Origin of the sequence: Rathayibacter sp. AY1B4 (assembly GCF_002932815.1) — a bacterium.
Lineage (GTDB): Bacteria > Actinomycetota > Actinomycetes > Actinomycetales > Microbacteriaceae > Rathayibacter.
The window spans coordinates 23,748-34,281 of the sequence record NZ_PSWN01000029.1; the positions used below are offsets into that span (position 1 = coordinate 23,748).

Here is a 10,534-nt window from a genome sequence, read left to right on the forward strand (position 1 = left end):
CCCGCCGCTGCCACTCCCGACCCCGATCACCCCAGGAGTCCCCTCATGTCCGTCGTCCTCGTCGTCAACAGCGGATCGTCGTCGTTCAAGTACCAGCTCATCGAGATGACCACCGAGGAGACGCTCGCCAGCGGCCTCGTCGAGCGGATCGGCGAGGACACCGGCCGCACGAAGCACACCCGCGACGGGGAGTCGTTCGAGATCGAGGGGCCGATCCCCGACCACACCGCCGGCTTCCACGCGATGATCCGCGCATTCGGCGAGCACGGCCCGAGCCTCGACGAGTTCCCTCCCGTCGCCGTGGGCCACCGCGTCGTGCACGGCGGCAAGCGCTTCTTCGAGCCCACCGTCGTCACCGACCTGGTCAAGATCAACATCGAGGACCTCGCCGACCTCGCCCCGCTGCACAACCCCGCCAACCTCGAGGGCATCGAGGCGGCGCAGAAGGCCTTCCCGGACGTCCCGCACGTCGCCGTCTTCGACACCGCCTTCCACCACACGATCCCGGCCGAGGCGTCGACCTACGCGCTGCCCGCCGAACTCGCCGAGAAGCACCGCGTCCGCCGCTACGGCTTCCACGGCACCTCGCACAAGTTCGTCTCGGAGGCCGCCGCCGCCTACCTCGGCCGCCGCCGCTCCGACCTCAAGACGATCGTCCTGCACCTGGGCAACGGAGCGTCCGCCTGCGCCGTCGACGGCGGCGTCTCCGTCGAGACCTCGATGGGCATGACCCCGCTCGAGGGCCTGGTGATGGGCACCCGCTCCGGCGACCTCGACCCGGCCGTCGTCTTCCACCTGGCCCGCAAGGCGGGCCTCTCGATCGACGAGCTCGACACCCTCCTCAACCGCCGAAGCGGCCTCCTCGGCCTCACGGGTCGCGGCGACATGCGCGACGTCCAGGAGGCGGCCGAGGCCGGCGACGAGCGGGCCCGCGCCGGGCTCGAGGTCTACTACCACCGCCTCCGCCACTACATCGGGGCCTTCTACGCCCAGCTGGGCCGCGTCGACGCCGTGGTGTTCACGGCCGGAGTCGGCGAGAACGTCGCCGCCGTCCGAGCCGGCGCCCTCCGCGGCCTCGAGGGCCTGGGCATCGAGCTCGACCCCGAGCGCAACACGTCCTCCGACCGCGGCGCCCGCCGCATCTCCACCGACGACTCCCGCGTCGCCGTCCTCGTCATCCCCACGAACGAGGAGCTGGAGATCGCCCGGCAGAGCTTGTCGGTCGTGTAGCGGCGGAGCCGCGACATCACTCGCGGTCGGCTTCCGGGGGTGGTGGCTCCCGTGGAGCGGCTCCTGTCGGGCTGTCCTGAATCGCTGGCACGCGGCGGTGCTCGCTCGTCGTGCAGCGGTGGCCCGCTGCACGACCGCGGTCGGCCTCTCAGGGGTTGCGTTCCGCAGAGCGTGGAGCGTCGGGCTGCCCTCAATCGCTCGCACGCGATTCCGGGTCGCGGCCCTCTGCCGAATACTCGGGCCCTCCTGCTGGTCGAGTAGCCGCGGGACGCGGCGTATCGAGTCCGAGCGCGAGGGAGGAGATCTCGATGCGGCTGCTGCGCGGGCTGCTCCATCGGCAGGAGCCGGCTGAGGAGCCCGGCTCAGGGCAGCAGGCGCGCGTCGCCCGCGTAGAGGTTGAAGCCGGAGCCGCGGCTGAAACCGATCAGGGTGAGGCCGGAGTCGCGAGCCAGGTCCACCGCCAGCGACGACGGGGCACCGACCGCGGCGAGCAGGGGGATGCCGGCCATCACGGCCTTCTGCACCAGCTCGAACGAGGCGCGACCCGACACCTGCAGCAGCGTCCCCCTCAACGGCAGCCGCCCCTCCCGGAGCCCCCAGCCGACCACCTTGTCCACGGCGTTGTGCCGCCCGACGTCCTCCCGGAGCACCAGCAGCGAGCCGTCCGCGTCGAACAGCCCGGCCGCGTGGACGCCGCCCGTCCGCTCGAACACCGCCTGCGCCTCGCGGAGCCGATCGGGGAGCGAGACCAGCAGCTCCCGCTCGACCCGCAGGTCGTCCTCCGCGACGCTCCACGCCGAGTCGGTGGCGACCGCCTCGAGCGACGCGAGCCCGCACACTCCGCACGAGCTCGTCGTGTAGACCGACCGCTCGCGCTCGAGCAGCACGGCCTCCCGCCCGCCGCGGACGCTCGCGTCGACCACGTTGTACGTGTTCTCGCCCGGACCGGAGCCGCTCGCGCAGTAGCGCATCGCCGCCAGCTGCTCCGACTCGGTGAGCACCCCCTCGGACACCAGGAATCCCGCGACCAGGTCGAAGTCGTCGCCGGGCGTGCGCATGGTCACGCTGAAGCGCTGTCCGCCGACGCGGATCTCGAGCGGCTCCTCGACGGCCAGGACGTCCTCGCGGCGTCGGGGCGGATCGCCGGCGCGGACGGCGGTCAGGCGGGTGCGGGCGACACTGCGGCTCATGGGTCTCCTCAGGCGGTGGAGGTCATCCTCCCACCGGGAACCGGGAGCGATGCCGGGGTACGGACGTACGATGCAGGAATGGTCGATGACGCCGAGCCCCGCGAGAGTCCGATCGACGAGAGCCGCCTCTCCGTCCGGTCGCCGAAGAGACGCGCCGTCGGGATCCCCGGCGTCGCCCACGCCCTCGAGATCTCGCTCAAGCAGATGGGCCCGGTGCGCAGCGCCGAGACGCTCCTGCGGGTGAACCAGAAGACCGGATTCGACTGCCCGGGCTGCGCCTGGCCGGAGGGCGACAAGCGCCACGTCGCCGAGTTCTGCGAGAACGGAGCGAAGGCGGTCGCCGAGGAGGCCACCCTCCGCACCGTCACCTCGGCCTTCTTCGCCGCGCACCCCGTCGCGGAGCTGGAGGAGTGGGACGACTTCGCGCTCGGCCAGCAGGGCCGGCTGACGGAGCCGATGCTGCTCGAGGAGGGCGCCACGCACTACCGGCCGGTGGGCTGGGACGAGGCGCTCGACCTCGTGGCCGAGGAGCTGCGAGCCTGCGCGAGCCCCGACGAGGCGATCTTCTACACGTCCGGCCGGACCTCGAACGAGTCGGCCTTCGTCTACCAGCTGATGGTCCGCGGCTTCGGCACGAACAACCTGCCCGACTGCTCGAACATGTGCCACGAGTCCAGCGGATCCGCCCTCACCGAGACGATCGGGATCGGCAAGGGCTCGGTGAGCCTGCGCGACGTGGAGCGGGCACCGCTGATCATCGTCGCCGGCCAGAACCCCGGAACGAACCACCCGCGGATGCTGACCGCGCTGGAGCGCGCCAAGCGCGCCGGCGGCACCATCGTGGCCGTGAATCCGCTGCCGGAGGCGGGGCTGCTCCGCTTCCAGAACCCGCAGACCGTCCGCGGCACCCTGGGCGACGGCACGGCCCTCGCCGACCACTTCCTCCAGGTCCGGCTGGGCGGCGACCAGGCCCTGTTCCAGGGTCTGGGCAAGGCGCTGCTCGAGGCTGAGGAGGCGCGCGGCGACGTCTTCGACCACGCCTTCATCCGCGAGAGCACCGGCGGCCTCACCGAGTACCTCCACGGGCTGCGGGAGGTCCAGTGGGACGAGATCGAGCGGGCGAGCGGGATCGACGAGACGCGCATCCGCACCGTCGCCGAGCTGATCGCGGCGTCCGAGGGCACCGTCGTCTGCTGGGCGATGGGCCTCACCCAGCACGCGCACTCGGTCGCGACGCTCAAGGACGTCGTCAACGTGCTCCTGCTCACCGGCAACATCGGCAAGCCCGGCGCGGGCGTCTGCCCGGTGCGCGGCCACTCGAACGTGCAGGGCGACCGCACGATGGGCATCTTCGAGCGGATGCCGGACTCCTTCCACGACGCGCTCGACCGCGAGTTCTCCTTCTCCTCCCCCCGGGTGCACGGGACGGACACGGTCGCCGCGATCCGGGCGATGCGCGACGGGAAGGCCCGCGTGTTCATGGGGCTCGGCGGCAACTTCGCCCGGGCGACGCCCGACAGCGGAGTGACGGAGGCGGCGATGCGCTCGCTCGCCCTCACCGTGCACGTCTCGACCAAGCTCAACCGCTCGCACGTGGTCACCGGCCGGCGCGCGCTGATCCTGCCCACCCTCGGCCGCACCGACTCCGACGTGCAGCGCTCGGGCGAGCAGCGGGTCACGGTCGAGGACTCGATGAGCGCCGTGCACGCCTCCCGGGGCCGCCTGCGCCCGCCGAGCCCGGGCCTGCGCTCGGAGGTGGCGATCCTCACGGGGATCGCGGAGCGGCTGCTCGAGGGCCGCGAGAACGTCCCGCGGGTCGACTGGGCGGGACTGCGCGACGACTACCGCCGCATCCGCTCGCACATCGCCAACGTCGTCCCCGGCTTCGACGGGTTCGAGGCCCGGATCGACGTGCCCGGCGGCTTCGTCCTCCCGCACCCGCCGCGCGACTCGCGCCGCTTCGACACGCCCTCCGGCCTGGCCCGCTTCACCGCGAATCCGCTCGAGTACCCGCGGGTTCCGGAGGGCAGGCTGCTGCTGCAGACGCTGCGCTCGCACGACCAGTTCAACACCACGATCTACGGCAAGGACGACCGCTACCGCGGGATCCACGACGGCCGCCGGGTGGTGTTCGTCCACGCCGACGACGTCGCCGAGCTGGGCTTCGCGGACGGCGCGATGGTCGACCTGGTCTCGGAGTGGCCCGACGGCGTCGAGCGGCGGGCGGAGGCGTTCCGCGTCGTGGCGTACGACACGCCCCGCGGCTGCGCGGCCGCCTACTACCCCGAGACGAACGTCCTCGTGCCGCTGGACTCGACCGCGAAGATCAGCAACACGCCGACCTCGAAGTCGGTCGTGATCCGCCTCGAACCGGCGGCGTAGGCCTCACCAGGGCAGCGGCAGCAGGCGCACGGAGTCGCCCGCTGCCGCTCCCGGTGCGGGGACGACGGCCACGGCCTCCGAAGCGGCGAGACCGGTGAGCATGTGCGAGCGGATGCCGGCGGAGGCCCGCCAGCCGTCCTCGCCGGAGGAGACGGGCACGAGCACCGTGGTCCCCGCGCGCCCGAGCGGCTCGGCGAGGACACCCCGGCCGAGGGGCCGGGCAGCGGCGCCCGACGCCGCGTCGAGGGCCGGCGGCAGGAAGGAGAGCGCCGCGAGGAGTGCGGCGAGCGGATTGCCCGGCAGAGCGATCACCAGCGTCCCGCCCGGCAGCAGCGCAGCCATGGTCGGGTGGCCGGGGCGCATGCCGACTCCGTCGACGAGGACGCGCGCGCCCACCGCATCGAGGGCGCGACGGACCGCGTCCACCCGGGAGCGCCCGGTCCCGCCCGTCGAGAGGAGGATCGGCGCCGTGCCCGTCAGCAGCGTCCGGGCGATCGCGTCCTCGTCGTCGCCGCGGCGCATGATCTCTCCCACGGCTCCGCCCGAGAGCTCGACCAGCGCGGGCAGCAGCGGCGTGAACGCGTCGCGCACCCGTCCGGCGGGCGGCATCCCCTCGGTGTCGACCTCGTCCCCCGTCAGGAGCAGGTCGACCGCGGCGGGCGAGCGGACATCGAGCGCGTCGATCCCGGCGACCGCGAGCAGGGCGAGGTGCGCGGGAGTGAGGCGGGTCCGGGCATCGACCAGCACGGCTCCGCGGGCGGCCTCGTCGCCCGCGCGCCGGACGTGGCGGCCGGGCGGGAGGGGCGCCCGCGCCGTGAGCAGGTCGTCGCGGACCGCGCCCTGCTCGGACGGCAGCACCGCGTCGCTCCAGTCGGGCACGGCCGCTCCGGTGACGATCGGAGCGGCGGTGCCGTCCTCGAGCGGCCAGGGCCCGGGTCCGCGCACGGCCCAGCCGTCCATGGCCGAGGAGTCGTAGTGGGGGAGCGGCCGGGCGGCGGCGACGGCGCGGTCGAGGACGGCTCCGCGGGCGTCGAGGAGGGGGACGCTCGAGACGCCGGAGCGCGCCACCGCTTCGCCGACGATCCGCCTGGCCTCGTCCCAGTCGGTCGCCTCGTGCCCGTGCGCGCTCATCCCGTCCATTCTCCCGGGGCTCGGGGCGGGCCCTGGGCAGGACCCGCCCCGTCGGTCATCCCAGGTAGCCGTTCGGGTTCAGCACGAACTTCTTCGCGGCGCCCTTGTCGAAGTCGGCGTAGCCGCGGGGAGCGTCGTCCAGGCTGATCGCGGTGGCCTGGACCGCGTCGGCGATGTGGACCCGGTCGTGCAGGATCGCCATCATCAGCTGCCGGTTGTACTTCATGACCGGGCACTGGCCCGTGGTGAAGGACAGCGACTTCGCCCAGCCGAGCCCGAGGCGGATCGACAGCGAGCCCTCCTGGGCCGCCTCGTCGACTCCGCCCGGGTCGCCCGTGACGTAGAGGCCCGGGATGCCGAGGGCGCCGCCCGCCGCGGTGATCGACATCAGCGAGTTCAGCACCGTCGCCGGCGCCTCCTTCCCCGAGTCGGCGCCGTTGCCGTGCGCCTCGAAGCCGACGGCGTCCACTCCGCAGTCGACCTCGGGCACGCCGAGGATCTGCTCGATCTGGCCGGCCGGATCGCCCTTCGAGACGTCGACCGTCTCGCAGCCGAAGGAGCGCGCCTGCGCCAGACGCTCCTCGTTGAGGTCCGCGACGATCACGACGGCCGCTCCGAGCAGCTGCGCTCCGACCGCCGCGGCGAGTCCGACCGGTCCCGCTCCTGCGACGTAGACCGTGGAGCCGACGCCGACTCCGGCGGTCACCGCGCCGTGGAAGCCCGTCGGGAAGATGTCCGAGAGCATCGTCAGATCGAGGATCTTCTCGAGCGCCTGATCGCGGTCCGGGAACACCAGGAGGTTCCAGTCGGCGTAGGGGACCATCACGTACTCGGCCTGCCCGCCGACCCAGCCGCCCATGTCGACGTAGCCGTACGCGCTGCCCGGGCGGTCCGGATTCACGTTGAGGCAGATGCCGGTCTTGCGCTCCTTGCAGTTGCGGCAGCGGCCGCAGGCGATGTTGAACGGCACGGACACGATGTCGCCGACCTTGACGAACTCGACGTCGGGGCCGACCTCCACGACCTCGCCGGTGATCTCGTGGCCGAGCACGAGGTCCGACGGAGCGGTGGTGCGGCCGCGGACCATGTGCTGGTCCGAGCCGCAGATGTTGGTGGAGACGGTGCGGAGGATGGCGCCGTGCGGCAGCTTCCGCCCGATGTTCGCCGGATTGACGCCGGGTCCGTCCTTCAGCTCGAAGGTGGGGTAGTCGATGTCGATGACCTCGACGACTCCGGGGGACTTGTAGGCGACGGCTCTGTTGCCTGACATGCGGGGCTCCTTCAGATGGACGACCGCGGCGCAGTCGGCCGCGGGAGTCCTGCGCCGCTCTCGGTCCGAGCCGCGGCACCGGGACTCGGGGGAACCGTACGGCGTCGACCTGGTGCCGGATCGAGGCCGGTGGAGTAGCGTCTCAGGAGGCGTGCGGACGCTCGTCCACCGCCCGGTGCGAGGCCGTGAGCGCCGCGTCGAGCGCGTCCCGGCCACCCCCGGCCAGGCCCGCCGCGTAGCCCGCGAGGAACGTGGTCAGCGGAGCCGCCGGCCGGACCACTCCGTGCGCCGCGCGACCGGCGAGGGCGAGCAGGGCGTCCGGGTCCACCGGGACCTCGCCGAGGCCGAGCGCGGAGCACAGCTCGGCCCACCAGCCGGCGAGCACCTCCTCCGTGGGGCGGGCGCCGTCGGAGGCGGAGGGGCGGGGGCCGGTCGTGTCGTCCATCCGCTCAGTCTGCGCCGCGCGGGCCCGGCAGGTCGATCCCGTGCCGGTGCGCGTCGGCGGGCGCGTCGACGTCGTCGGTCGTCCCTCCGGGCACCGTCACGAGCCGTGGGGGAAGGTCCCGGAGGAGGGCGCGCACCGAGGCGCCGTCGGGATCGCCGAGCGCGGCGAGCGCCTCGACGAGGGCCGCTCGCCGGTGCACGCCGAGGAGCTGCTGGGCTCGGCCGCTCGCGTCGACGGCCAGGAGGGAGGCCTCGACGGCGTTCGACGCGACCTCGAGCAGCGTGTGCACGGCGGGAGCGGGGGCGACGAGATCGGCGGCGAGCACGACGACCCAGTCCGGAGCGCCCGGGCGGTCGAGCAGGGACAGCGCGGCGGCCAGGCCGGCGACCGGGCCGCCGAACGGCGGATCCTCCTGGACGAGCTCGGCGCCGTCGACGGCCGGTGCGAGCGACGACGGTCCGGCCACGACCCTCCGCTCGGCTCCGCGCACGGCTGCGAGGGCGGTGCCGAGGAGCGTCGACTCGCGGTGCCGGAGGAGCGGCTTGACCGCGCCGCCGAGGCGGGAGGCGCGTCCGCCGGCGAGCACGACCGCGTCGAAGCGGGGGAGCGGAGGCGGCGGGAGCACGGGACCGAGGCTACGCGCGCTCCGGTCTCCGCCGTCCCGGCTCCGGTGTCGGAGGTCGCGGCTACTCTTGTCGGGTGGTAGCAGCCCTGTATCGCCGGTACCGGCCCGAGACGTTCGCCGAGATGATCGGCCAGTCCCAGGTGACGGATCCGCTCATGACGGCGCTCCGCACCAACCGCGTCAACCACGCCTACCTCTTCAGCGGCCCCCGCGGCTGCGGCAAGACCACCTCGGCGCGCATCCTCGCCCGCTGCCTCAACTGCGCGACGGGCCCGACCGACACCCCCTGCGGCGTCTGCGACAGCTGCGTCGAGCTCAGCCGCGAGGGCCAGGGCTCGCTCGACGTGGTCGAGATCGACGCGGCGAGCCACAACGGAGTCGACGACGCGCGCGATCTGCGCGAGCGCGCCATCTTCGCCCCGGCGCGCGACCGCTTCAAGATCTTCATCCTCGACGAGGCGCACATGGTCACACCGCAGGGCTTCAACGCGCTGCTCAAGATCGTGGAGGAGCCGCCGGAGCACGTGAAGTTCATCTTCGCGACCACGGAGCCGGACAAGGTCATCGGCACGATCCGCTCGCGCACGCACCACTACCCGTTCCGGCTCGTCCCGCCGGCGCAGATGCTCGACTACACGCAGGAGCTCTGCGAGCGCGAGGGCGTGCACGTGGCGGCCGGCGTGCTGCCGCTCGTGGTCCGCGCGGGCGGCGGGTCCGTCCGCGACACGCTCTCCCTGCTCGACCAGCTGATGGCCGGCTCCGAGGCCGAGACCGTCGAGTACGAGCGGGCCGTCGCCCTCCTCGGCTACACACACGGCGCCCTGCTCGACGAGGTGGTCGACGCGCTCGCCGAGCACGACTCCGCCGAGGCGTTCGGAGCGGTCGACCGCGTCATCCAGACGGGGCAGGACCCGCGGCGCTTCGTCGAGGACCTGCTCGAGAAGCTCCGCGACCTGATCGTCGTCGCGGCGACCGGGGGAGCGGCCTCGGCCGTCCTCCGCGGCGTCTCGCAGGACGAGCTCGACCGCATGGCCGGCCAGTCGCGCGCGCTCGGCCTGGCCGAGCTCTCGCGCATCGCCGACGTGGTCAACGAGGCCCTCACCGAGATGACCGGTGCGACCTCGCCGCGCCTGCACCTCGAGCTGATGATCGCCCGAACCCTGGTGCACGGCACCGGCGCCGGCATCGCGCCCGTCGCGGCCCAGGAGGAGCGCCCGCGGCACGTGGCCCCTCCGCGCGAGTCCGCGGCGCCCGCCCCGCGGTCGTCCGAGGCGTCGCGCGCGTCCGAGCCGTCCCGTGCGCCCGAGCCCCACCACGCCTCGCACGCCGCCGCTCCCGGCTCGGTGCCCGAGACCATCGCGGCCGCTCCGCGCACCGAGGCGCCGGTGACCGCGTCCGCACCGGTCGCCGCGCCGCCGGTGAAGGCGCCCGAGGAGACGGCGGCCGCGCCGGAGGCGGACGAGTCCGCGTCGGCCGAGTCAGGACGCCCCCGCGCGACGACCGCCGCGGCTGCTCGTCCGGAGCCGGTCGAGCAGGAGCCGTCGGATCGGGCCGCTGCGTCCCCTGAGGCGGCCGCTGCCTCCGCGCCCGCCGCGACCGCGGGCGACGCACCCGCCGACGGCGCGGTCACCCTCCAGCGGATGAAGGACACCTGGCCCGAGATCCTCGAGGTCGTGCAGAAGGCGAAGATGACCGCCTGGCTGGTGGCCTACACCGCCCAGGTGCGCGCCCTCAAGGACGACGTGCTGACCCTCTCGTTCCCGAGCCAGAACGACGTCGAGTCGTTCAAGATGCCGGGAACCGCTGGGCAGCCCGGAGTCAGCGAGTACCTGCGTCAGGCGATCCAGCAGGTCCTCGGCCTGCGGGTGAAGTACATCGCCCGCGTCGAGCCGCGCGCCGCTGCCCCCGAGGCCGAGCGCGCCGCCGTAGAGGCGACCGCCGCGCCCGCTCCGGCTGCGTCGATCCCGGCCGCGACCGGCTCCGACGGCTGGGCCACGGTGGCGATCCCCGCCGATCCGACCCCTGCGGCCGAGGCGGCTGCTCCGTCCGCTCCGGTCGAGGCCCCCGCCGTGGGCGCCGAGCCGGTGCGCGCCGCTCCCGCCGCCGCCGCTGCTGCAGCCGCCCCCGCCGGCGACGAGCCCCCCTTCGACGAGGAGCCGCCGGAGGAGGACATGCCGCCGGTCGAGCCGCCGATGCCCGACTCCTGGGCGACCGTCGCACCTCCCGGCGAGCCCGCCGCCGCGCGGAGTGTGGGGCTGCTC

The 10,534-nt window shown here is 73.9% G+C and carries 8 protein-coding genes; 3 read left to right on the top strand and 5 right to left on the bottom strand.

The window, feature by feature from the left end; translation table 11 throughout:
* The first annotated feature begins 45 nt into the window (after window positions 1–45).
* Window positions 46–1,230: an acetate/propionate family kinase gene (locus C5D66_RS15140; RefSeq protein WP_104256673.1), complete on the top strand. Its 1,185-nt coding sequence runs from the start codon at window positions 46–48 to the stop codon at window positions 1,228–1,230.
* A 362-nt stretch (window positions 1,231–1,592) separates the two neighbouring features.
* On the opposite strand, the gene fdhD is transcribed toward C5D66_RS15140, so the two are convergent.
* A complete protein-coding gene (gene fdhD, locus C5D66_RS15145) occupies window positions 1,593–2,420 on the bottom strand; it encodes a formate dehydrogenase accessory sulfurtransferase FdhD (RefSeq protein ID WP_104256674.1) in 828 nt (275 codons plus the stop codon).
* A 78-nt stretch (window positions 2,421–2,498) separates the two neighbouring features.
* On the opposite strand from fdhD, the gene C5D66_RS15150 reads away from it, so the two are divergent.
* Complete coding sequence (locus tag C5D66_RS15150; RefSeq protein ID WP_104256675.1) at window positions 2,499–4,802, top strand: FdhF/YdeP family oxidoreductase; 2,304 nt, start codon at window positions 2,499–2,501, stop codon at window positions 4,800–4,802.
* Between the two features lie 3 nt (window positions 4,803–4,805).
* Here C5D66_RS15150 and C5D66_RS15155 read toward each other — a convergent pair whose 3' ends face one another.
* The 4 genes from C5D66_RS15155 to C5D66_RS15170 all read right to left on the bottom strand — a co-directional run bounded on the left by C5D66_RS15155 (window position 4,806) and on the right by C5D66_RS15170 (window position 8,273).
* Window positions 4,806–5,933, bottom strand: a complete 1,128-nt coding sequence (locus C5D66_RS15155) for a molybdopterin molybdotransferase MoeA (protein WP_181067956.1) — start codon at window positions 5,931–5,933, stop codon at window positions 4,806–4,808.
* Between the two features lie 55 nt (window positions 5,934–5,988).
* On the bottom strand, window positions 5,989–7,203 hold the full coding sequence (fdhA, locus tag C5D66_RS15160; protein WP_104225123.1) for a formaldehyde dehydrogenase, glutathione-independent: 1,215 nt from the start codon (window positions 7,201–7,203) through the stop codon (window positions 5,989–5,991).
* A 142-nt stretch (window positions 7,204–7,345) separates the two neighbouring features.
* Window positions 7,346–7,648 (bottom strand): DUF6457 domain-containing protein, encoded by a 303-nt coding sequence (locus C5D66_RS15165; RefSeq protein ID WP_219814208.1) that lies wholly within the window; start codon window positions 7,646–7,648, stop codon window positions 7,346–7,348.
* A gap of 4 nt (window positions 7,649–7,652) precedes the next feature.
* A complete protein-coding gene (locus C5D66_RS15170) occupies window positions 7,653–8,273 on the bottom strand; it encodes a molybdenum cofactor guanylyltransferase (RefSeq protein WP_258061603.1) in 621 nt (206 codons plus the stop codon).
* A gap of 74 nt (window positions 8,274–8,347) precedes the next feature.
* Here C5D66_RS15170 and C5D66_RS15175 point away from each other — a divergent pair.
* Window positions 8,348–10,534 (top strand): DNA polymerase III subunit gamma and tau (locus C5D66_RS15175; RefSeq protein ID WP_104326983.1); only part of this gene is annotated, 2,187 nt, incomplete at its 3' end.